This is a genomic window from Psychrobacter sp. CAM01 (genome assembly GCF_032842965.1).
GTDB classification, from domain to species: Bacteria; Pseudomonadota; Gammaproteobacteria; order Pseudomonadales; family Moraxellaceae; genus Psychrobacter; species Psychrobacter celer.
In genome coordinates this window covers 320,126-343,755 of record NZ_JAWJBL010000008.1, presented here as the reverse complement: position 1 = coordinate 343,755, position 23,630 = coordinate 320,126, and the positions used below count along the sequence as shown (strand labels likewise).

Annotated in this window: 21 protein-coding genes; 11 read left to right on the top strand and 10 right to left on the bottom strand. The window is 48.6% G+C overall.

What is annotated here, in order from left to right; translation table 11 throughout:
- Positions 1 to 168: 168 nt before the first annotated feature.
- Positions 169 to 759: a hypothetical protein gene (locus R0I52_RS05150; RefSeq protein WP_317053449.1), complete on the bottom strand. Its 591-nt coding sequence runs from the start codon at positions 757 to 759 to the stop codon at positions 169 to 171.
- A 297-nt stretch (positions 760 to 1,056) separates the two neighbouring features.
- On the opposite strand from R0I52_RS05150, the gene R0I52_RS05145 reads away from it, so the two are divergent.
- A complete protein-coding gene (locus R0I52_RS05145; protein ID WP_317053448.1) occupies positions 1,057 to 1,629 on the top strand; it encodes a DUF2799 domain-containing protein in 573 nt (190 codons plus the stop codon).
- 209 nt (positions 1,630 to 1,838) lie between these two features.
- Here R0I52_RS05145 and R0I52_RS05140 read toward each other — a convergent pair whose 3' ends face one another.
- The 3 genes from R0I52_RS05140 to R0I52_RS05130 all read right to left on the bottom strand — a co-directional run bounded on the left by R0I52_RS05140 (position 1,839) and on the right by R0I52_RS05130 (position 4,095).
- Entirely contained in the window at positions 1,839 to 2,240 is a 402-nt protein-coding gene (locus R0I52_RS05140) for a biopolymer transporter ExbD (protein ID WP_317053447.1), read from the bottom strand.
- A gap of 82 nt (positions 2,241 to 2,322) precedes the next feature.
- Positions 2,323 to 3,000, bottom strand: a complete 678-nt coding sequence (locus R0I52_RS05135; RefSeq protein ID WP_317053446.1) for a MotA/TolQ/ExbB proton channel family protein — start codon at positions 2,998 to 3,000, stop codon at positions 2,323 to 2,325.
- A 129-nt stretch (positions 3,001 to 3,129) separates the two neighbouring features.
- The gene (locus tag R0I52_RS05130; RefSeq protein ID WP_317053445.1) at positions 3,130 to 4,095 is read right to left on the bottom strand and encodes an energy transducer TonB; all 966 of its coding nucleotides are present in this window, start codon (positions 4,093 to 4,095) and stop codon (positions 3,130 to 3,132) included.
- 487 nt (positions 4,096 to 4,582) lie between these two features.
- On the opposite strand from R0I52_RS05130, the gene R0I52_RS05125 reads away from it, so the two are divergent.
- From R0I52_RS05125 to R0I52_RS05110, 4 genes are all read left to right on the top strand, one after another.
- Complete coding sequence (locus tag R0I52_RS05125; protein WP_317053444.1) at positions 4,583 to 5,635, top strand: siderophore ABC transporter substrate-binding protein; 1,053 nt, start codon at positions 4,583 to 4,585, stop codon at positions 5,633 to 5,635.
- Between the two features lie 219 nt (positions 5,636 to 5,854).
- A complete protein-coding gene (locus R0I52_RS05120; protein ID WP_156410090.1) occupies positions 5,855 to 6,796 on the top strand; it encodes an ABC transporter permease in 942 nt (313 codons plus the stop codon).
- A 381-nt stretch (positions 6,797 to 7,177) separates the two neighbouring features.
- Positions 7,178 to 8,074, top strand: a complete 897-nt coding sequence (locus R0I52_RS05115) for an iron chelate uptake ABC transporter family permease subunit (RefSeq protein ID WP_410524040.1) — start codon at positions 7,178 to 7,180, stop codon at positions 8,072 to 8,074.
- Between the two features lie 80 nt (positions 8,075 to 8,154).
- The gene (locus tag R0I52_RS05110; protein ID WP_317053441.1) at positions 8,155 to 8,916 is read left to right on the top strand and encodes an ABC transporter ATP-binding protein; all 762 of its coding nucleotides are present in this window, start codon (positions 8,155 to 8,157) and stop codon (positions 8,914 to 8,916) included.
- Positions 8,917 to 9,079: 163 nt separating this feature from the next.
- On the opposite strand, the gene R0I52_RS05105 is transcribed toward R0I52_RS05110, so the two are convergent.
- Entirely contained in the window at positions 9,080 to 9,835 is a 756-nt protein-coding gene (locus tag R0I52_RS05105) for a siderophore-interacting protein (protein ID WP_317053440.1), read from the bottom strand.
- 257 nt (positions 9,836 to 10,092) lie between these two features.
- Positions 10,093 to 12,156 (bottom strand): TonB-dependent receptor domain-containing protein, encoded by a 2,064-nt coding sequence (locus R0I52_RS05100; RefSeq protein WP_317053439.1) that lies wholly within the window; start codon positions 12,154 to 12,156, stop codon positions 10,093 to 10,095.
- A 428-nt stretch (positions 12,157 to 12,584) separates the two neighbouring features.
- Here R0I52_RS05100 and R0I52_RS05095 point away from each other — a divergent pair, with 428 nt between their 5' ends.
- The 4 genes from R0I52_RS05095 (at position 12,585) to R0I52_RS05080 (ending at position 16,323) form a co-directional block, all read left to right on the top strand.
- A complete protein-coding gene (locus tag R0I52_RS05095) occupies positions 12,585 to 12,860 on the top strand; it encodes a Trp family transcriptional regulator (RefSeq protein WP_100749829.1) in 276 nt (91 codons plus the stop codon).
- Positions 12,861 to 12,945: 85 nt separating this feature from the next.
- Positions 12,946 to 14,361, top strand: coding sequence for an anthranilate synthase component I family protein (locus R0I52_RS05090; RefSeq protein WP_317053438.1), 1,416 nt, complete (start codon positions 12,946 to 12,948; stop codon positions 14,359 to 14,361).
- A 33-nt stretch (positions 14,362 to 14,394) separates the two neighbouring features.
- Positions 14,395 to 15,054 carry an aminodeoxychorismate/anthranilate synthase component II gene (locus R0I52_RS05085; RefSeq protein ID WP_317053437.1) on the top strand — a complete coding sequence of 220 codons (660 nt, stop codon included), beginning with the start codon at positions 14,395 to 14,397 and terminating at the stop codon, positions 15,052 to 15,054.
- Positions 15,055 to 15,372: 318 nt separating this feature from the next.
- Positions 15,373 to 16,323 (top strand): DMT family transporter, encoded by a 951-nt coding sequence (locus R0I52_RS05080; protein WP_317053436.1) that lies wholly within the window; start codon positions 15,373 to 15,375, stop codon positions 16,321 to 16,323.
- Between the two features lie 150 nt (positions 16,324 to 16,473).
- On the opposite strand, the gene R0I52_RS05075 is transcribed toward R0I52_RS05080, so the two are convergent.
- The 4 genes from R0I52_RS05075 to R0I52_RS05060 all read right to left on the bottom strand — a co-directional run bounded on the left by R0I52_RS05075 (position 16,474) and on the right by R0I52_RS05060 (position 20,055).
- The gene (locus tag R0I52_RS05075; RefSeq protein WP_317053435.1) at positions 16,474 to 17,217 is read right to left on the bottom strand and encodes an amino acid ABC transporter ATP-binding protein; all 744 of its coding nucleotides are present in this window, start codon (positions 17,215 to 17,217) and stop codon (positions 16,474 to 16,476) included.
- A 114-nt stretch (positions 17,218 to 17,331) separates the two neighbouring features.
- Positions 17,332 to 18,069 (bottom strand): amino acid ABC transporter permease, encoded by a 738-nt coding sequence (locus R0I52_RS05070; RefSeq protein WP_025644029.1) that lies wholly within the window; start codon positions 18,067 to 18,069, stop codon positions 17,332 to 17,334.
- Positions 18,069 to 18,905: an amino acid ABC transporter substrate-binding protein gene (locus tag R0I52_RS05065; RefSeq protein ID WP_317053434.1), complete on the bottom strand. Its 837-nt coding sequence runs from the start codon at positions 18,903 to 18,905 to the stop codon at positions 18,069 to 18,071. The genes R0I52_RS05070 and R0I52_RS05065 overlap by 1 nt, the downstream gene beginning before the upstream one ends.
- A 385-nt stretch (positions 18,906 to 19,290) precedes the next feature.
- The gene (locus tag R0I52_RS05060; protein ID WP_317053433.1) at positions 19,291 to 20,055 is read right to left on the bottom strand and encodes a UTRA domain-containing protein; all 765 of its coding nucleotides are present in this window, start codon (positions 20,053 to 20,055) and stop codon (positions 19,291 to 19,293) included.
- A 318-nt stretch (positions 20,056 to 20,373) separates the two neighbouring features.
- Here R0I52_RS05060 and hutU point away from each other — a divergent pair, with 318 nt between their 5' ends.
- Both hutU and R0I52_RS05050 read left to right on the top strand, forming a co-directional pair.
- Positions 20,374 to 22,107, top strand: coding sequence for a urocanate hydratase (gene hutU / locus R0I52_RS05055; RefSeq protein ID WP_317053432.1), 1,734 nt, complete (start codon positions 20,374 to 20,376; stop codon positions 22,105 to 22,107).
- Between the two features lie 67 nt (positions 22,108 to 22,174).
- Entirely contained in the window at positions 22,175 to 23,566 is a 1,392-nt protein-coding gene (locus tag R0I52_RS05050; protein ID WP_317053431.1) for a YjiH family protein, read from the top strand.
- Positions 23,567 to 23,630 lie beyond the last annotated feature (64 nt).

Sequence of the window (23,630 nt, the reverse complement as noted above, 5' to 3'; positions counted from 1 at the left end):
GCTGCCAATCAAAACGGTTATGAAACAAACACTAACCATAATACAAAGCGCACGTTATAAAGACGTTACACTGCTAAGTATTAAGCTGTCAACTGCAAATGACTGAGAGTTTGCCAAAAGTGCTTGCATATTGCTATTAAATGGAGACGAAAAATTGCTTTACCAGCTTTAGGGTTTTTTTTGCATTTGTCGCGCCCATTTGTCTAGGTTTGCCTTTAGGACTAATAGATCAGTCTCAATCATTTTTTGTTGATAGGCGGGGTTGGTCGCTGGACGCACATAGGCGATATCTTCCCAGTAAATCACGATGCTATTGGCTTTGGTCAACAGTCCTTTGACAAAAGGCTCGATGCTCGCAGGCAAGTCCAGCGGCGCTTTATCCAAAGCAAAGTTGGCCGGTTTGATGACAGGCTTGCTATGAGTCGCGCGAATCGCACTTGGCACCACAAGCTTGCTGTCATCTGCACTCGTATCGACAAAGCTACTATCTGGTCGCCACTGTCCATCAATCACCTGATAGCGCGCATGGGGCAGCTGGATATCGTCCAGTATGAGGCAGTACTGCCCAAGCATGCCGCGGCCATACTCGTTGTCACGGCCTTTGATCCAATCAGGGCAACTGACCAGCTTTGGGTTGAGCTGCAAGCGGCGCGCTGTCATGCGCAGCTTATCCAAGCGCTGATCAATACCGTTCGGTTTGAGCGCCATCATACTCCCTAACACAAATAGTACAATGATAACGCCGATCAATATTCCCATGGTGGTCTGGCCTTTTGACTAAAAACAATGATATGAAAAATATAACGCTCACCGCTGGCGGCTAAAAAGCGAGCAGATAGACACTTATAATGCGTATCAACACCTAAAAATCAAGCAAGCCCTACACAGTAGCCGCAAACGCTTGTAGCGCGCCTGCGTGCTATCGCTCTTATAGATACACTGGTATATCAATTACTTATCGATATATAAAAACACCAATACTCACAAGATACAAAAAGCTGGTAGCGCTAAAAGGTGCTATGATAAACCATAATTTTAAACGCGCGCAGGTTTATTATGAATTATCTTCTTCAGCAAAACTCATCGAGCACCGCGTCACGCCGCAAAGTCGCCACGCTAGCAAGCGATATACAAACCAGCCGACACGGTATACAAAAAAGCCGAGCAAGCCTGAGCTTGGCGATGATAGGTATGGCCGTGCTACTACTATCAGGCTGCGCCACGACTCAGAGCCTAACGCCGCAGCAGTGTCAAGCCAGCAATTGGCAGGAGGTCGGCTACGCAGATGGTATCCGTGGCCGTTCAGGGGCGTACTTTGGACACTATACCAATCAATGCGCAAGCGTCGGCGGTGCGATGCCCAATCGCATCCAATGGGAGCAAGGACGCCAGCAAGGTCTAAAAACCTACTGCACCGAGCTCAACGCCTATAAGCTGGGCCGCGAAGGCTACGACTGGCAGCCTGTTTGTCCGCTGGAGGGCATTGAAAAGCTAGAAGAGGCCTACTCGCAAGGGCGCTACTATTATATTCGTCAGCGCGACCTCGACTATCTGCGCACGCCTTATCCATTCGGCTATGGGTCTGGACGCTTGGGCTATGGTTATCGTCCTTTTGGTTACGCTTGGTAATAGGGTCTACCAAACCCAAAATAAAGGAAACCTCGCAAGGTTACCCGAGCGAGGCTGGAGAAAGCATTTATTATTTTAATTTTTCTTATTGTTGTTTTGGTGGTTTTTCTGTTGATCGGCGCGCTGCTACTTTTTGCCAATCTGCTGCTATAACTGCTCGTTTACCCGCACTTTATACCGCCTACTTTATATGACCTACCTTATATAGGCTACTCATTGACAAAGGCTATCTTGGTCAGTCCTGCTTGGCTAGCGGCGGCCAGTACTTGTGCCACGGTATCGTACTTGCTGTCTTTGTCAGCACGTAGCTGCACCGAAGGATCCTCGCCTGTTGCACTTTGCTCTTGTAGCTTTACCTCTAGCGTCTCCATACTAATTGGATCGCTGTCCCAAAATATGCCAGCGTCTTTGTCAATACTGATTTGAATGGCTTTTGATGGCGGCTCAGTGACTGCTGCGCTGGTTTTTGGCAAGTCCAATGGCACCGCTGGATTGAGCACCGTCGCCGTCAATAAAAATATAATCATCAAGACCAGCATGATATCAATCAGCGGAATGAGGTTCATCTCATTCATACTCTGACTATCATCATCACCCAGTTGAAATGCCATAATTATCCTCAATACGTTTGGTTATTGATGCACCGTTTGTACTCGTTTGGCGCACTGCTGCCCATTTATGCCCCAGCAGCGACTAGCTCTGCGATGGCGCTGAGCTACGATAGTGCGTGGCGTGTGGCGCGTCTCTTTGGGCAATCTGCTGATCTTTTGCGGCCTGAGTCGCAGTGACAGTAGTAGGACGGCTATTGGTCGCTACCTGCTTAGCAGATGTCGCCAACAAATCATGGGCTCGGTCATTGGCATGGTACATCACTCGGCGATTGATACGCACTGAGAGGTTATAAAACACCACCGCTGGGATGGCAACGGCGATGCCAAGGCCTGTCATAATCAGCGCCTCACCGACAGGCCCTGCCACTTGTCCGAGTCCTGCCTGTCCGGTCATGCCGATATTGTGCAGCGCATGAAAGATGCCCCATACCGTCCCAAATAGCCCGATAAAAGGCGCAATCGCAGCGGTCGTGCCAAGGATAGGCAGGCCGCGCTCACTGGCAAAGCGGTAGCGGCCGATATGCTTGAGCAATGTCTGCTCGGTGACTAGGCGACGCTGCGCGGCATCACAGCCGGCCAGCTCAGGCTGCTTAGCGGTAATCTGCTGACTCAAATCGTCTGCGACAGTAGCGGCCAGTTTGCGGCTTTGTAGTACGCGAATAACCCCCGTCACCCAAGAGACGATAGACAAGATAAATAGCAAAAAAAACAAGGTTTTGGTCACCATGTCGCTGATTTGCCAGTAATGCATAAAGTCCATGCCAGACTCCTTAATGTTTAATATCATCCTATGATAGCGCGGCGTATATCACAGCTAGCCTTATCATAAAGAAATATAAAATTATAAATATCTTTTAAAATTAATGAGATGAATTCAATAAAATGCGCGCTAAGGTACATCGTAGCTAAATGCTAGTGTTACATTGCCCACCACGGGCACGCCATTTTGTGTAAAGGGTTTAAACTTGCCAGAGCGAACTTGACGCTGCGCTGCTATATCCACAATTGGATTGCCGGACGGCTGCGACACTCGTACACTATCAATGCCGCCTTGCTTATTGACCCTCAACACCAACACCACATTAAACGTATCACCTGATAGAGCATTTCGAGCAGCACGCTCAGGAAAGCTCAATCTCGGCGGCGATGCCCAATCAGCATTACTGGCAGTAAAGTTCACTGGCGTATTGCTTGCTGCAGCTTTTGCTTGAGCGGCTCTTTGCGCGGCTTGCTGGGCAGCCAGTGCTTCTGCTTTTTCTTTAGCCGCTTTCTCTGCCGCCAACCTCTCAGCCTCTTGCGCTGCTGCTCTATCACGGGCTTCTTGCTCAGCCTTCTGCTGTTCTTGCTCTCTTCTACGACGCTCCTCGGCTCTACGACGCTCCTCGGCTCTGCGACGCTCTTCAGCTTTGCGTTGTTCATCAGCCGCTTGGGTATCGACTTTAGGTTCAGTTGCCGGTGTTTTTGGCGCTTCTGTTTTAATGATATCAGGCTGCTTTTCTATTACTTTTTTAGGCGGCGCTGCTTTCTTCGGTGGCATTGCTTTAGGCGGTTTTTCTTTGATAACCGGCTCTTTGATCGGTTTTGGTTGAGCCTTGACGATAGGCGCGGCTTTAGGTTTTGGCGGCGCTGGCTGCACATTTGGCGCCTCTTGCTCTACCACGGCGACAGGCTCTTTTTGCGGCAATGTCACAAGCTCTATCTCAATGGGCGGCGTTTGGATTTTTGCTTCTACTGGTTTTTCAGGCACTTTCATCGCCACTAGCGCGGCGACAGTCAAGGCATGAAGGCCGACGACGACCACGGCAGCGGCGAGCGTCAGTTTGGGAGATGGCGCGTCTAAAATCGTTGAACTCATAACACTCTAATATTCGGTGACCGAGGTAGAATGGTGTAGATGATAGTGCAAACGATAATTATTATCAATAATAAATTGTGTTAATTTCATTAGCGAAGTTTGTATCAGTCGCACCTAAGAAAATAACATGCTTATTTATTTGTGATTGATAATACGTTAATAAAAACCATTATCATTTATATTGATAATGAGTCTCAATTAATTTATCATGACCGATTATCTATCCGATAAGAGCGCTTGACCACACTTAACTTATAACAAACATCAACGAGCGCTTGGATAGTGAATGTACAAATGATAATAATACCGCTGAGCGTCGTCTTGCCTATTCACCCTATGTGATACATCTGCAAGACCAGCTCTTTTTTTATATGAGCCGTGTGATGACTGTGATGGTTTTCAGACCGTCATTGACATTTTACAAGCTGACTACTTTGTCTCTACTTTGTCTCTACACCGCTCACCCAGCCGATTTACCGAGTTATTTATGTCTACTACTGTATTATCCAACCGCTTCTCTAGCACTTTTTTTAAACGTCCCTTATGGACGGCGATGGCCACCGCCCTTGCCGCGACGATCAGTGTGGCAGGCTGCAGCTCTCCTGAGTCCAACGACTCAGAGCCTGCGGACGCTCAGACCGAAAACCCAACCGCTGACCATGCCGAAAACGTCGCCAATAACGATGCTGTCTCGACGCATACCATTACTGTCGATACCGCCAGAGGGGATATGGATCTGGCAATGAATCCATCGCCATTGGTCGTCTATGATATGACCTTGCTACAGGACTTGGCAGCGCTGGACGTGGCTGTCGATGGGGCGCCAAGTGGCCTGCATTTAGATAACTTGCATTCAGAGACGCAGCCTGAACCAAAAGAAGTGGGCACGGTATTTGAGCCAGACCTTGAGGCTCTAAACGCCATGCAGCCCCAAGCCATCTTGGTCGGCTCGCGGATGGCCGAAAAATACGATGCGCTCTCAAGCATCGCGCCAACCCTAGATATGACCATCGATACGGCCAACATCTATGAGTCGAGTAAACAGCGTTTGCACGATCTTGGCGCGCTGTTTGGTAAAAGTGCGCAAGCGGCCAAATTACAAAGCAATATCGACAGCCTAATCACAGAGACCAAAGCCGTCACCAAAGACAGTGGCACCGGTCTGGTGGTGATGGTCAATGGCAATAAAATGTCTGTCTATGGCGCTGACTCACGCTATGGCTTTATTCATAATGTCGTCAATGTGCCGATCGCTGATGACCAAATCAAAGATGGTCGTCATGGTCAGCCGATCTCTTTTGAATATCTACAAAAGACCAACCCTGATTGGCTATTCGTCGTCGATCGTAGCGCCGCTATCGGTGAAGACAGCGTGGGTGCCAAAGCGGTCTTAGACAATCCGCTGGTCGCCCAAACCACCGCGTGGCAAAAAGACCAAGTGGTTTATCTAAGCCCAGATTCTTATCTCGCCTTTGGCGGTTATTATCAGTGGATACAAGATCTGACCACGATAAAAAATGCGTTTGCAAGCGCACAATAAACGTGGCAACCATACCAGCTATTTTTTGACCTATTATTTAATGAGCCAGTAGCCGTTATGTCGTTATTTTCATCGCGTGCCCAGACCCGCGCCAATAGTCTTGAGACCAGTCCCGCTTTGCCCACATCACCATCTTGGCAAACCGGCAGCAAGGCTCTGAGTCATACGCGTCGGCGTGCAGCCATACCGCCATGGCTTATCAACACAGTCAGCCTCATCATGATGGGGCTTTTGGTGTTATTAAGTTTGTCCATTGGGGTAGCGGATTTTTCGTGGTCTGGTATTTTTCATAGCCTCATCAACCATAGCGCCAACTCAGACAGCTCGCTACTACTGGTGAGCCGCATACCGCGTACCATTGCCATTATTTTGACCGGTGTCGCCATGGCGGTGGCAGGGATGATCATGCAAGTGGTGCTAAAAAACCGCTTCGTCGAGCCATCGATGGTAGGGGCTACCCAAAGCGCAGCACTGGGTTTATTAGTCGTCAGCCTGCTGTTCCCTGCCAGTGCGCTACTGGTCAAAATGGGGGTCGCCACCATCGCGGCAGTCGGTGGCATGATGCTGTTTATGCTACTCATTCACCGCATTCCGCCGACGGATTTTTTGATGATTCCGCTCATCGGTATCGTCTTTGGCGGTATCATCGAGGCGGTGACGACCTTTATTGCCTATCAGACCGAGACACTACAGATGCTTAGCGTTTGGCAGTTTGGCGACTTCTCTGGTGTTTTGGCAGGGCGTTATGAGCTGCTATGGCTGACGGGCGCGCTGTGCGTGCTGGCTTATATCATCGCTGATAAGCTAACCATCGTTGGGCTAGGCGATAATATCGCTCTAAACTTAGGCATTAGTAAGCGGCAGGTCACTTGGCTTGGCGTCGGTATGGTGGCGATGATGAGCGCGGTCGTCGTCGTGACGGTGGGCATGATTCCTTTTATTGGCTTGGTGGTGCCCAATATCGTCAGCCGGCTGATGGGCGATAAGCTGCGCCGTAGCTTGCCAGCTGTCGCGCTACTGGGCGCATCGGCAGTATTGCTCTGCGATATCATCGGGCGCTCTATCCGCTACCCGTTTGAAGTGCCGGTCGCCACGGTGTTTGGTGTGGTCGGCACGGTGCTGTTTTTATGGCTGTTATTACGCGCGCCCGCTGAGCGATAAGGCGTCTTGTAATAAGGCGTTTTGTAATAAGGCACCTCATAACAATGTAGCGCATAATCACGCATCTGGCAATAAAGCAGCTGACTCACCACCATTGACCCTTTTCTTTATTTATTCGTCCTGTTGTCTGCTTAGATAAGCGTGGCGTTGTTACTATTACAGGTAGCATAGTAGGATTTACGTATGTTTTCACCCTCTAAGTATGGCTCTATAACTGGCCGCTCTACAAAGACTGACTCAGCAGAGAAGCGTCGTTTAAAAAACAATAATTTAGATAACGAGAACCACGCAGCCCCCTCTACCCAGAGTCGCTTGGCTCAGCTTTGGGCATGGATCAGCAATCACCCAAAGTCGATTGCCGCTGTTATTTTGCTGGTCTCGATGACGCTGTTTTTGACGCTCAATGTCAATGGTCATTGGGATTTTGCCTTACCACTACGAGGTAAAAAACTGCTGGCGCTCATGGTGGTCGGCTATGCGATTGGCGTATCGACTCTGCTCTTTCAAACCTTAACGCACAATCCTATTTTGACCCCTTCTCTACTGGGCTTTGACTCTCTATATATACTGCTACAAAGCTTATTGGTGTTTTTTTTGGGCGCGATGAGCTTTACCAGCATCAATCCTATTGCCAAATTCGCCCTTGAGATTGTCCTGATGTTTGGCGCATCATTATTATTGTTTCGAGTTCTGTTTTCAAAAAGCAGTCAGGATTTGACGCGGCTGATATTGGTGGGCGTTATCTTTGGGGTGTTGTTTCGCAGCTTATCGGCATTGATTGCGCGCCTGATTAACCCCGATGATTTTGTCGTGGTGCAGTCAGCCAGTTACGCGCAGTTTAATACCGTCAACCCGCAGCTATTGGGTATCAGCTTCATTATTTGCACCATTAGCGCGCTGTGTATTTGGCGCTGGCGCTATCAATGCGATGTCTTGATGCTCGGTAAGGCGCAAGCGATTAATTTGGGCATTAATTATCAACACCTCGCATTTGGGCTATTAACAGTCATTGCGGTATTGGTCGCCACCGCCACGGCACTGGTCGGGCCGGTGACTTTTTTTGGCTTGCTGGTCTGCGCCTTGACCAATCGCATTGCACGGCATATGTATCATAGCGAGCGCCTGATATTGGTCAGTTTGGTGGCGATGATTTGTTTGGTTCTTGGTCAGACGCTGTTTGAGCGAGTACTGGGCATGGCGGGAGTGTTATCCGTGGTGATTGAGCTGGCGGGCGGCTTGGTGTTTTTGCTACTCATATTTATGACCCAGCGTCGTTAATAACATGCCGTCTTGACCTATATAAAAAATCATAAACTATTTAAAACTGATTAAAATCTATCTAAAAAATAAGAATTATTATGATTAAACTCGATAATATCTCCCACCATATCGGCAAACAACAAATCCTGCATGACATCAGCTTATCCTTACCAAGCGCCCAAGTGATTGCCCTAATCGGCCCCAATGGCGCGGGCAAATCTACCTTATTTTCGGTCATGGCAAGGCTACAACCGCTACAGTCTGGGAAGGTGATGTTTGGTGAGCATGACATTGTCAGCTGTCCTGCGCGCACTTTGGCTAAGACGGTGGCGATGCTTGGGCAAGACAACCAAGTGCAAGGTCGCCTACGCGTGCATGAGCTGCTGATGTTTGGCCGTTATCCGTATCATCAAGGACAGCCGAGCGCACAGGACGAGCAAAAAGTACAAGAAATGATCGAGCGTTTTGAGCTTGAGCCATTAGCCGAGCGTTTTTTATCGACGCTATCTGGTGGTCAGCGGCAACGCGTGCTGATTGCGATGATTGTCTGCCAGGACACGCCGTATCTACTGCTCGATGAGCCGCTAAACAATCTGGATATGTACCATGCAGGGCGCCTGATGCGTGAGCTGCGCGAGCTTAGCTGCAGTCAGCAAAAAACCGTGGTCATCGTCCTACATGATATCAACCAAGCCGCGCAGTTTGCCGATACCGTGGTCATGATGAAAACTGGCCAAGTAATGGCGGTTGGGCAGCCTGTCGATGTCATCACCAAAACTGCCATGAAAGACTTATATAACGTCGATGTGACGGTACTTAACCATCAAGGTCGGCCAGTGATTGTCGATACATTGTTATAGTTAAGCAAGACTGTAGCCACGTCACCTTATATAGTCAATTGAAAATAAAACTGTTATATAAGTTTAAACGCGCTACTGGTATAAATTTTACTTGCGTGCTGCGTTCCCAGAGGCTGCGCAAAATTCATCCCAGTAGCGCTATACTCTTTTTAGAGTGCATCGACTATAACCCTAATGCAGCATCTTCGCGTTTGACGATTTTATGCTCATCTTCATTGCTATCAAGTTTCCAGTAGCTGGAGATATAAAGATGACTCTTAGCCACTTCTTTTTGTTTAAAGTACTGACGCAGCGCTCGCATACTGTTGAACTCGCACGCCGCCCACACTGCCACTTCACCAGCCGGCCAGCCTAGCGTCTTAATACGCTCAAGAATGGGGTAATGACCGCTGCTTGCTTCGGCATTGATTACCCACTCAAGCGTTATATTCTTCGGCTTTTGTAGCGGCTGGATATCATCCTCACGCAGCACCTCGATGACGGCATAGCCCTCGGCATCCTCAGGCAGCTGTGCTAAGTTTACCGTGATGGCGGGCAGCGCGGTCATATCACCCGCCAATAAAAACCAATCCGCCTCGTGATTGATAAGCTTTTTGGCACCAGGCCCACCGATCAAAATAGTATCACCGATTTGTGTGGTTTTGGCCCAATGTGAGGCAGGACCTTCAGCGCCTTTGTGGTTGAGATCATGTAAGACAAAATCGACATCGATTTCATCGTCACGTTGCTGAATAATGGTATAAGTGCGCATGATGGGCTTTTGCCCTGCCTCCCCTGCAAACATCAATTTGATATAGGCGCTTTCTTGCTCGACTGGGAAGTCTTGCATGCCCGCTCCGCCAAGCGTAATGCGGCGCATGTTTGGGGTGATATCGGCGATGCCTTTTACTTCTAATACTCTTGGATTAGGTTTGGTCATTTTTTATCCTTTTAGCTGTCTAGTTAACCCACTTTAAAAACGATACAGTGCTACTGGGATGAATTTTGTGCAGCCTCTGTCTAAGCAGCACGCAAAGAAAATTTATACCAGTAGCACAGTCATACAACTATCTTGGTGAGGTCTAAAATTACGATAAGAAAAGCCAGCTCTCCTCGTCAGACAGCTGGCTTTTTATTTTTCATCAGTCACACTACGGTTATGCAGTCAGAGCTGATGGATTTTAGAGTTGACGACTTTTAGAATTGATAGGTCAAAGAGGTTTTGATATTACGACCCATCTCAAAATCTGTAGCCGTAGCATCAGCTGGATTTAAGCGTGAAGCGTGGCTAGCATAAGTTTCATCAAACAGGTTATAAACCCCAACTGTGGCTTTTAGACCATCAAACTGACGTGGTGAATAGTTCACATACACATCGTGCACATCATAGCTTGGCTTGGTGTCTTGGTTGTTATCGGTGAGCGACGCGACATAAGTACTGCGCCAGCCTAGTCCCACCTCATCACTTGGCTCGTAGTTTAGATTGAGCATATAGCGATCGCCCGAGTCAGCACCGCTGCCACTCACTGATGGGATGCTATCGCCTGTTTCACTGCCTTCACTACGGGCGCGCGCATAGCTAAGACCCATGCCAAAGTCACGAGTGCTATAGTTGGCTGCCAGCTCAACCCCTTTAATTTCGTAATCCTCGGCACTGTTGTACATACCTTGGCATTCACCGCCGATTGCTCCAGTATCGCAGTCAAGCCCAAATCTTCCTGGGCGACTACCAGTTCTCATAAACAGCTGATAGTTTTCGATATTTGATTTAAAGTATTTTGCACTTAATTGTAGCGCATCATCGGCAAGCGTCAGCCCTCGTAGCGTAGTCGCGACACCTACTTCAGAGTTATAGCCTTCTTCTGGTTTTAGGTCATCATTGACATAGATACCATCGCCATTGCTGTTAAATATCGCTTGGCCTAAATCTGGACCATTAAACAGCTCTGTGTAGCTGGCAAACACTTGGGTACGCGGCGCAATCTCATAGCTTGCAGCAAACGCACCAACCACATTGTCATACGTTTTGCCATCCGATACAAACTCAGGAGACTCGTAGCGGTCGTAGCGTACGCCTGGTGTTAGAGTCAGTTTGCCCGTTTGCCACTGGTCTTCTAGATAGACTGAGGTGTTTTTGGCTTCATCCTTACCCGTACGCGCACCGTCGCGTGCCATCTCTGACTCTTTTTGGTAGTGCTCAGCACCTGCGATCAGCTTATGGCGACCCGATGCACTCTCAATCACACTGGTGTTCTCAACTTTCGCGCCAGTGGTTTTTATCTTAGCATTCCAATCATAGCCAGGTGTGACTTCAGTATCGTTATCACGCAAGATCTCGGTCTCGGTCTGATAGATATTGGCATCGACATCAACCAAAGGGTTTACTGGATTAAATTTATAATCGACAGTGTAAGTATCTCGGCTTACCTTTTGCGGTATTCTCTCATCACTCAAACTCGGAAAATCCGGGCGAAATGGGAAAATACCTTCTTTTTCGGTACGGCTAAAGCTGGCGCCCACTCGGTGATCGTCAAGGATCGAAACCCCTGCTTTTAATAAGATGTTTTCGCTTTCGCTGTCTTCAAAAAGCTCACGGCCGCTACCATCTTCACCAGAATCTGCATCGCGTTTACCATAATAGGCCAACAAGTCGATGTTGTCAGTTGGTGCACCATAGACGGTGGCGGATGTCAGTAGCTCGTCGTTATTACTGCCGTATCCTGCGTGTAGCTTGGCACCGACCTTTTGACCCGGCTTTAGTAAATCTACTGCATCGACCGTTTCAAATGCCACTGCCCCGCCGATGGCATCGTTACCTAGCGTCACAGAGTTATTACCCACTGCCACTTCTGCTTGTTTTAATAGGTCTGGATCGATGGTGATATCACCCATGTGATAAAACATCGCGCCTTCTTGACGCGCGCCATCGATCGTCACTTTTAGGTTGGTGTCATCAAGACCACGCACGCGCACGCGCTGATTGACTGATGAGGTGCCACCGACCTCAACCCCTGGTATGACATCCAAAAAATCACTTAAGTGGCTTGCCTGTGCAGCTGGTGTATAGTCTTCGACATACACGCCATCCTTTTGTACTTTATCTCGTACTGAGCTATTGGCCGTGACGGTAATGGTCTGTAGTGTGGTACTTGGCATGTCTTCTGCTGCCGCACTGGCTGCCTGCGTCCACAATATGGCTGCCACGCCCATAGATAACACGGTCAATTGATTGGACGAGATTGGTAACTTTACTTCACGCATAACACACTCACTTTGATGACGATCAATATTAGATTTTAGCTGTGACTGTATCTGTCTGGCATTTGTCAATGCATTGCTACATCTCTACATTGACAAACAACAAGGCACTACAGCACGGCTTATATACGAATAACATTACGAACATTAATGATAATTATTAGCATTTAAATAATGACAGGCATCATAACCAAGTATTAACAATTTGGCAATAATGAATGTGAGAAATTCAGCGTTTTAATGATAATTTGTAAAGGCCGTCGAAAAACCTAAGGGAGGAAGATGGCGATTGACGCATCAACGTCATAAACCAATATCATAAAAAGATAGGCAGATACCTTGTTTTTCCTGTACTACTATACTAGAATGCTGAAACAAGAGAATTTGTTCTGTTATTTATTATCTGACTGATTATTATAAGACGACATACCATGAGTACCAACCCTTATCACAGCTTATTACAGCATTTGGCAAACTGTCCTGATAGTGCGGATATCGAGGCGTTGTTTCGCGCGCTGCTGACAGAAAAAGAGCAGCAAGAGATTGCCAACCGTATACGTATCTTTGATTTGCTAGCGCGCGGCGTGACCCAGCGTGAGATATCTGAGCAATTAGGGGTTGGTATCGCCACTGTCTCACGCGGCGCCAAGGCGATGCAGGCGCATGACGTCAGCGCTTTATTGGCGACGCATAGAGAAAATGCATAAGCGATTAGCCATTATATCGGTTTTGCTTAATATCAATTTTGTCTATCTCTATCTGACACCAATCTAAATCACTTTGGACATCACTATGACACCTACCCTACAGCACAATCCGCCTGCGGCGATTGAGATTCCCAGCAAACCAAAACGCATCAAACTCACCCAAGATATCGATTTTTTTGCGTTATTTAAACGTATTGAGCGTGCGTTTGAGACCTGCTATCTGCTTGAGTCACTAGGCGAAGATGGACATATGGCGCGCCATCATGCTATTGGTTTTGACCCTGTGATGACCATTGCCGCTATTGACCGCAAGACTTTGGCAATTACTGACAATCAAACCGCCAAAACCCAGCACTATCAAACTGACAACCCTTATGAGCTTCTACGCAGCATCACCCCGCAGCACGTCATCGCTCGTGATCAGACAGGCGGACTGGTCGGCTACTTAGGTTATGACAGTGTCAATTTTTTTGAGCCAAGTCTCAATGCAAAGGCAAGCGATGATTTTGAACCCTTTAAGTTTGGCGTCTATCTCGATGGTCTAACGCTTGATAAGATGACCGGAGAAATCTTCTATTTTTACTATCCTACCGAGCAGCAAGACAATCGTATCGAGCGCATCAAGGCCTTGCTTGATGCGCCCGTTCCCAGCTATGAGCCGCCCTCGGTTGAATTTTTGGCTGATGGCATGAGCCAAGATGAGCATGCGCGCGCCGTCATGCAAGTCAAAGAAGACATCATCTCTGGGCGTATCTTTCAGTGCGAGGTGGGCTTTAAATCCAAATATCGTATTAGCGGCGACAAAATGCCGATTTATGAAAAGCTGCGCGCGGTCAACCCATCACCGCACATGTACTTTATGAAATTTGCTGAGCAGTGCATCATTGGTGCCTCCCCCGAGCTGCTGTTTCGCCTGCGACAAGGTGAGATGGAAACCTATCCACTGGCTGGCACCGCCAAACGCGGCGCCGATGTCGCAGAAGACCGTCAGCTTGCCCGCGCGTTGCTAAACGATGCCAAAGAGATCGCCGAGCATAATATGTTGGTCGACTTGCACCGTAACGATATCGGCCGTGTCGCGCGCTTTGGTACGGTGAAGGTGCGCAGCCTAATGGACATCAAACGCTTCTCACACGTGCAGCACATTTCCTCTGAAATCGTTGGGATTTTGCACCCTGATGAAGATATGTTTAGCGCGCTTGCCAGCAACTTCCCTGCCGGTACTTTATCAGGTGCGCCAAAAGTCGAGGCAATCAAAGTCATCAACGAGCTAGAGCCTGATGGCCGCGGTGCGTATGGCGGCGCGCTTGGCTCGTTTAATTTTAATGGCGATTGTATTTTTGCCATTCCTATTCGTAGTCTATTTATCAATGGTGAGTCCGCCTACGCGCAAACCTGCGGCGGCAATGTCTACGACTCCAACCCTGCTGATGAATACTTAGAAATCCAGCGTAAGCTCTCTGCCATGAAAGTGGTATTAGACAGCTTTATGACCGCCTAAACCCCTCTCTATTTCAGCAAAGAGTGATGACTTATGAATGTTTTGATTATCGACAACTACGACTCGTTTACCTTTAACTTATATCAATATATCGGCGAGATTTTGCAAACCATGGAGGATGATAAAGACGGCGCTAGCGCTGCAAACGTCATCGTCAAACGCAATAATGAAATTACCTTGGCTGACGTACAAGCGATGAATCTTGACCGCATTATCATCTCACCTGGCCCAGGCGCACCTGATGATCCTGCTTACTTTGGTATTTGTGCAGAAGTTATCAAAATCATGGGAAAAACCACGCCGATATTGGGCGTCTGCCTAGGCATGCAAGGTATCGCCCACGTATTCGGCGGCGATGTGATACGAGCTCACGTACCGATGCATGGCAAAGTCTCTGCCATTCGCCATGACGATGCAGGTGTTTATCAAGGCTTGCCGCAAGAGGTAGAAATCATGCGCTATCACTCGCTTATGGTAAAGGCGGATACGCTACCTGACTGCTTAACCGTCACTGCTGTCGTTACCAATGACGCCCATCATCACTTGAGCCTGACAGAGGCGGCGCTCGCAGGCGATGAGATAATGGGACTTGCCCATACTGACTATCCGATTCAGGGCGTACAGTTTCATCCAGAGTCATTTGCCACAGAAGGCGCCAAACGTTTACTAAGCAATTTTTTACGACAAGTTTAAACGCCTTACTTGTGTATCTAGCGATATGAAAAAGACGCAAAAATAGGCTTAGCGCACAACTTAACACGCATAACATCAGCACGCGCCAAACCAACCAGCTATCTTATCAACTATATATCGGCGACAGCTATGTCGTAGATATTTATCAAGAAGGGTTTGCACATGAGCCATGCTTTCGTGATAGACTTAAAAATCAACAAAAGACAGCCTTTATCAGGTTGTCTTTTGTTATTTTAGGCGCGTAGTGAGCAAACAGCACCTACTAGGCTGCAAGCTGCTCGCTTATTTTTGGATTTGATGATAGATGTAGAGAAGGATATGGCACACACCGATAGCGCGATGACAACGCGGCAGTCATGGATAGGCACCATTCAAATCATTAGCGCTGCGGTCTGTTGGGGCACGCTTGGGATATTTTCCACCTATCTAAACCAGAGCGGCTTTAGTGGCTGGCAGATTACTATTTTGCGTATCGTGAGCGCCGCTTTTTTGGTGCTGGCCATGCTACCAACGCTCTGGCCCCATTTGATTAAGCTACGTCCAAAGCAGTGGCTGGGGCTGACGCTGCAGTCCTTGATAGGCGTGCTTGGTATGTCGCTCTGTTATTTTTTTGCCGTCATCTATGTCGGCGCTGGCCCTGCGGTTGCTTTGCTATATACCGCACCGGTATTTAGCCTACTATTTTCTGCGGTTTTACTCGATGAGCCCATCACCCGCCTGTCTGCACTACTGGCGCTGATGGCAGTGTTTGGCGTGGGTTTGACGATGCTAGGTGATGAGGCAAAAGTCAACTGGGGTATCGCGCTTGGGCTGCTATCTGGCGTGTGTTATTCGCTCTACGGCGTCCTTGGCAAACGCGCGATGCACTATGCCCACCCTGCGCCGTTGGTGTTTTTTACCTCGATTATCATCAGTGCTGGCGTACTGCTGTTGTTGCCTGAGACGTATCGTACTTACGGGCAGCTATTTGCCTTACCGCTGGCCACCTGGGGCTACGCACTGGGGCTTTCCTTGATTGGTACGGTGGTGCCGTTTGCGCTGTATATGAAAGCATTAGAGAAACTGCCTGCCACACGCGCTTCGGTGTTTACCATCTTTGAGCCATTGACCGCCATTGCTTTGGCGCTACTGCTCCTGCATCAGGCGCTTTCATGGATACAATATGTGGGTGTGGTACTGATTTTGCTGGCAGCTTTATTAAATGCCATGTTAAATGGTACGACCACTCGCGTACCACGCTGGCTCAGACGACGACCAAAGCCTTTTTAGCGAAACAAAAGCCTTAGTGAGAGATGAGCTGAAAAGTTAGCATAAAAAACAAATAAAGCCCCAACCATGATGTCATCGTTGGGGCTATTTTTTGCGTAAAGACTTATTTAAAAGTAGTGAATTTGCGCCAGACAATATCTATTGCACCTATTACTGCTCGATACGCTGTAAAAACGCTTGCGTGCGAGGGTGGGTAGAGTCTTCAAACAGCTGCTTGGCGCTGCCCTCTTCGACCACATGGCCGCCCTCAATCAAGACCACATGATCGGCCACATCACGAGCAAAGTTTATCTCATGGGTCACCACCACCATCGTCCAACCCTCTGAGGCCAACTGTTTCATGGTACCAAGTACGTCTTGTACCAGCTCTGGATCAAGCGCTGAGGTTGGCTCATCGAACAATAACAGCGACGGCTCAATGGCCAGCGCCCGCGCGATGCCGATGCGCTGCTGCTGCCCGCCCGAGAGCTGAAACGGATACAAATCTGCTTTGTCTGCCAAACCCACCTTATCGAGCAAGGCCAGCGCCTGCGTACGCGCTTGGGCTTTGCTCTGCCCTTGTACCACCGTCGGCCCAAGCATTAGGTTCTCTATCGCTGTTTTATGCGGAAACAAATTATAAGACTGAAACACCATGCCAGACTTACGCTGCAGTGCCAGCAAATCTTTTTTCTTAGGCTTGGTGGCAAAGTCTACCGTCAAACTACCGTCTTCAAAAGCAATAACGCCCTGATCGGGTATCTCTAGCGCATTTAAGCAACGCAAAAACGTGGTTTTGCCCGACCCTGACGGCCCAAGTATCACCACCACCTTGCCTTTTTCGATGGTCAAGTCGATGCCCTTTAGTACTTGATTGTCACCAAAGGCTTTGTGAATATTACTGACTTGAATCATAGAGGTTTCCGCTGACAGATAAAGAATAATAACAAAACACGAGTAAGCAAATAGCTACTACCATACTTGGCTCGTCGCTTGAGTGAAATGGCGACAGTGGCCAATACTTGTCGCTTATTTGGCCACATAACGATCGAGTCTGGTCTCAAGCTTGCCTTGGATAAAGGTCAAAAACAAACAAATGGCCCAATAAATAAAAGCCGCTTCGGTATAAACCAGCATAAACTCATAGTTGCGGGCGGTAATGATCTGCGCTTGCTTAAATAGCTCTGTGACCAATACCAGCGATGCCAATGACGTGTCCTTGACCAGACTGATAAAGGTATTGGACAACGGCGGTACCGATACCCGTAACGCTTGCGGCAAAATCACGTGGCGAAAGGTCTGCAGATACGTCAAACCAACCGTCGAGCCTGCTTCCCACTGACCTTTTGGAATCGACAAAATCGAGGCGCGCACTGTCTCTGAGGCATAAGCACCGATATTGAGCGAAAAGGCAATAATCGCTGAAGGAAACGGGTCGAGCTTGACGCCGACGCTTGGCAGGCCATAAAAGATAATAAACAACTGCACCAGCATCGGTGTCCCGCGGATCGCTGAGACATAGATACGGGCCAGACGGTAGACAATCTCATGCAGCCAGCCTGTACGTGGCACGATACGAATCAGCGCCACGACCAGCGCAATCATCATACCGATGGCAAACGAAATCAAAGCCAGCGGTATCGAATAGTAGATACCGCCCTTGAGCATCGGCCAAAACGAGTCGATGACGATTTGTGCCCGATCAGGACTCATAAAGGGCAGCAGTGCCAATAAATCGGTTAACGCTGAGGTAAGAGACGCTAGCATTATTTTTGTTGACTTATATCAGCACCAAAGAATTCTTCGCTAAGCTTGGTCAGCGTGCCGTCGGCATGCAGCTCGCTCATGGCTTCATTTAACTTCGTCACGACAGCGTCATTGCCTTTTAGCAGTACCAAACCTGAACCGCGCTGCTCGTCGGCCGGGGCAACCAGTTTGATCTCAAGGCCACTGTCTGGGAATTTTTTTAGATAATCGAGTACGGCCAAATTGTCATTCATGGTAAAGTCAGCGCGGTCTTGCTTGACCAACTGAATCGCTTGCGCCATACCATCGACAGGGACGATTTCGGCTTGATAGCGTTCGGCCAGCTCACCATAGTTACTGCTTAACGACTGGGCGCTACGTAGGCCTTTTAGGCTATCCCATGAGCCATAACGATTGTCGTCGGTGGGCGCTAGTACCACGGCACCAGACCAGCTATAAGGCTGCGCGAGGTCATACTTTGCTTGGCGCTCAGGCGTCGTTAGGCTGACTTGGTTGGCCACCATATCAAAACGCTTTGAGTCTAAGCCTGCAAGCATCGCATCCCACTGGGTTTCTTTAAACTCGACCTCAACGCCTAACTTATCCGCCACCGCACGGGTGACTTCGACATCGTAGCCGGTCAGCTTGCCGCTTTCATCGTGATAGGTAAACGGCGGATAGGTACCCTCTGTACCCACATTGATCGTGCCGCCATCGTTGATGCGTTGCAGCATATCAGAGCCACCGCTCGCGGCGTTATCAGTCGCATTGCTATCGGCGTCATTGGTAGTAGACTGACCACAAGCAGCGAGCAGGACTGTGCTGGCGGCGAGGGCTAAAAGAGTACGACGTTTCATAAGGCGTCCTTATAAGATGAATGAATAAGTCTAAAAGTGTCTAGCAAGAGTATAGGGTGCCCGTGCTGTATGCAAAAGCTGTATAGGAAAACAGTATGATAAAATTATGCAGGCAAACACTCTTACAAACAAATCGTATTTGGACAGTGTCCGCACAGCGCGCATCGGCTTTAGCTGCCCGATTTGAGGATTGTAGATAAATTTTTCAATACTGCGTTGGCTACTTTCTGCATTTTCTTATCACAGCCTGTCCCTATCTTTCAAAAAAAGGTTTTCAAACAAAAGGGTTTAAAACACAAAAGCTCAATTGTTTCTATATTAACGCACTTAGGTAAGAATAAACGTACAAAAACAGTGAGCAGCAGCCAATTTTGCTCGTTTGTGGTTACAGCTCGCCTGCGAACTGATAGCGCTCCCCTGCGTGCCACATTTTGACAAAGGTCAACACCTTCCCTGCTGAATATGTCTGACGGCGCAGCACCAATGTAGGCGACTGCGGGGCAATCTGTAGCAGCGCGGCGATGTCATCTGGTGCTGCTAGCGCCCGAATGGTATAGCTACCGCGCTCCAGTGGACTTTTGGCAATCAAGTACTCACTGGTGTTGATAATACTAAAGTCTTGCTCGATAAACTCAGGCAGCTTTTGTGCATCGACCCAGCGCTCTTCAAACTGTATGGGCTGAGCATCCGCAAAATGAATGATTTTCACTTCGTATAAGACCGCTGCACTACTATCCGCCGCACTACTATCCGCCGCGCTCCTCTCGCCTGTGGTTGCCGCACTGTCGATAGCAAACTTACGGCGCAGCTCATCATCTAGCATACTTGCGGTGATCACACGTTTGCTCACCACCTGCGCTTGATAATCGCGGTTGGCCGATCGCAAGTCCTGCGCGATATTGCGCACCTCTACAAAGGTATGATTAAACTGCTGCTGGGCGACAAAGGTCCCTGAGCCTTGCCGGCGCTCTAATACTCGCTCCTCGCTCAGCTCTTTTAGCGCGCGGTTGACCGTCATGCGCGATACACCAAACTCCTCAGCCAGCGCCATCTCTGTAGAGATGGCCTCACCTGCTTGCCACTTCCCTGAGTGAATATTATCCAAGATTGCGTTTTTGATCCGCTGATAAGCGGGAACTTGTTTTGTCATGTCCGTGTTTTACCGTCAGTTTTAGCAAAATAATAGCTTCATAATACCATGACCATCAGTCGCCGCGGCAGCCCTCATCCATTAATCACTACCTGCGTTGGATCACCAACCACAGAAGACAAAGAAAAGCCGTCACCAAGACAGACGTACGTCAAAGATCTTACCCCATACAAAAAAATGCTTGCATGAAAAATAAATCTTTGATAATTTGTATATACAACTTATTAGGTACTTTCAATATTATTGCTAAATGCCGCGCAAATAGACCACGCAAATACGTAGTGTAAATAAGCGATGCACATTCAAAAGGATCTGTTCATGACTACTGCCAAGGAAACCACCACAGACACCGCCCATAAGGCAAACACCTTTACTCGCCGTGATGACAGCCGTGATATCGCTGCGCCCACTGGCAGTACACTGAATTGTAAAAGCTGGCTGACCGAAGCGCCGTATCGTATGATTCAAAACAACCTGCACCCTGATGTGGCCGAAAACCCAAAGAGCCTAGTCGTCTATGGCGGGATTGGCCGCGCTGCCCGTAACTGGGAAAGCTATGATCAAATCCTCGCCTCTCTTAAAGCGTTAGAAGACGATGAGACCTTGCTCGTACAATCTGGCAAACCGGTTGGCGTCTTTCAAACGCATGAAAATGCCCCACGTGTGTTGATTGCCAACTCCAACCTCGTCCCACGCTGGGCGACATGGGAGCACTTTAACGAGCTTGATCGTAAAGACTTGTTTATGTACGGGCAGATGACCGCTGGGAGCTGGATTTATATCGGCACCCAAGGCATCGTCCAAGGCACTTATGAGACCTTTGTCGAGGCAGGCCGCCAGCATTATGATGGCGATTGGAGCGGACGCTGGATTTTGACCGCGGGTCTTGGCGGTATGGGCGGCGCACAGCCATTGGCCGCAAGCTTTGCTGGTGCAACTTCTTTAAACATCGAATGTCAGCAATCCAGCATTGATTTTCGTTTGCGCACCGGTTACGTCGACAAGCAAGCGGATGACCTTGACCATGCTTATGAGCTGATCAAGCAGCATACCGCCGCCGGTGAAGCCGTCTCTATTGCGTTACTTGGTAACGCCGCAGATATCCTACCTGAGATGGTCAAGCGTGCGAACGCAGGCGAGATAAAACCTGACTTAGTCACTGACCAAACCTCCGCTCACGACTTAATCAATGGCTACTTGCCAAGTGGCTGGAGCGTTGATGAGTGGAAAGCGGCGCAAGAAAACCCAGAGCAACATGCGGCGTTGAGCAAAGCTGCTGCCGCCTCTTGTGCCGTACACGTACAGGCCATGCTGGATCTACAAAACATGGGAATACCTGCCACTGATTATGGCAATAACATCCGCCAAGTGGCCTTTGATGAAGGGGTAAAAGACGCCTTTAATTTCCCAGGTTTTGTCCCCGCTTATGTGCGCCCGCTGTTTTGCCAAGGTAAAGGGCCGTTTCGCTGGGTGGCGCTATCAGGCGATCCAGAAGATATCTATAAAACCGATCAAAAAATCAAAGAGCTGTTCCCTGAAAACACCCATGTGCATCGCTGGCTGGATATGGCAAAAGAGCGTATTCAGTTTCAAGGTCTGCCAGCCCGCATTTGCTGGTTAGGTCTAGGCGAGCGTGACAAAGCAGGACTTGCCTTTAACGAGATGGTCAAAAACGGTGAGCTCAAAGGCCCTATCGTTATCGGCCGTGACCATTTAGACACCGGCTCCGTTGCCAGCCCAAACCGTGAAACTGAAAGCATGAAAGACGGCTCAGATGCGGTGTCTGATTGGGCGCTATTAAATGGTATGCTAAATGTCGCAGGTGGCGCTACTTGGGTATCCCTCCATCATGGCGGCGGCGTGGGCATGGGTTATTCGCAGCACTCTGGCATGGTCATCGTCGCCGATGGTACAGATGCTGCTGCCAAGCGCTTATCAAGAGTACTGGTCAATGATTGCGGCTCAGGGGTGATGCGTCATGCCGATGCCGGCTACGAGCTGGCAATCAAAACCGCTAAGGACTATGGTTTACATCTGCCGATGATTAGATAGCTTGCTCCTGTCCTTATATGCTCGGATGATATAAGGACATCATCAACACTTTATCAAGGACGATAATATGTCTGAACGTGATATTTTGCCTCCAGGCAGCTCTGTACCTATAACGCCTCTAGACAGTCCAGCACCTGCTAGCCTACGGTCTGAAAAGCTGCTATCCAAACCCATAGCACTCTTACAACTTATTGTCTTTAGTGCTATTGGCTTGGTGATGTTTTTTGTGCCCTTTACCATCGGTGACAAAAGCACGATTTTGTTTGATCATGGGGCCACTTATCTGGTCACTCAGCAACACACCTTGTCTGTGACCTTGTTGTTTTTGCTGATGATATTTGGTGTTGGCAAGCCATTCATAGACGGTTCATGGCGCAAAAACCTTACCCACAAGACCCTGACCGTGTTTAAGATAGTCGGTTTGGTTTTGGCGGTGATGTATATGACTGGCACCGCCCCTGCTTATATGATGGAAGCTGACATGCTGCCATTTTTGTTTGAAAAGCTGGCATTACCGGTGGGTATGATTGTCCCTATCGGGGCATTAATCTTAGCATTTTTGGTGGGTTTTGGTTTGCTTGAGATGGTCGGTGTGCTGATGCAGCCGATTATGAAACCGATTTGGAAAACGCCTGGCTCATCAGCTATTGATGCCGTTGCGTCTTTTGTGGGTAGTTACTCTATTGGTTTATTGATTACCAATCGTGTGTACCTACAAAAACAATACTCAGCGCGTGAAGCCGTCATTATTGCTACTGGGTTTTCTACGGTATCGGCAGCGTTTATGGTGATTGTTGCCAAAACCTTAAACCTAATGGAGTTTTGGAACGTATTTTTTTGGTCAACACTAGTGATTACCTTTATCGTCACCGCTATTACCGCTCGTATTCCGCCCATTAGCCTTTTTGACAATGACGTTGAACGCCCGCCACTCGATCATACCCGTGGCAAACGGCTGGCCGCCGCGTTTGATTTAGGCTTAGCGACGTCGCGTCAGGCAACTGATTTAAAACAGATTTTATGGTCTAATTTTCGCGATGGTCTGATGATGGCTGCTGCCATTGTGCCCTCTATTATTGCTGTCGGGCTAACCGGTCTTTTGTTAGCCAAATACACCCCAGTATTTGATGTATTGGGTCTGCTTTTGTATCCATTTACGTGGCTCGGCGGCTTGCCAGAGCCTTTAGTGGCTGCTAAAGGTATGTCTGCTGGGCTCGCTGAAATGTTTTTACCAGCATTACTACTCAGTGAGGCAGATATCCTAACACGCTACGTCGCTGGGGTGATATCGATTAGCAGCGTGCTGTTTTTTTCTGCCATGATTCCGTGTGTACTCGCAACAGAAATTCCAGTATCGGTTGGCAAAATGATCGTCATATGGTTTGAGCGTGTGGCCCTTAGCGTCCTACTCGCAGCCGCGTTCGGACATTTTGCTATGTATGTCGGCTGGATGGCTTAAATCGCGTCATCTGCCAGCATCAGCGCCGAGCCGATACCATTAAGTAAATCAGAACACTAAAGCA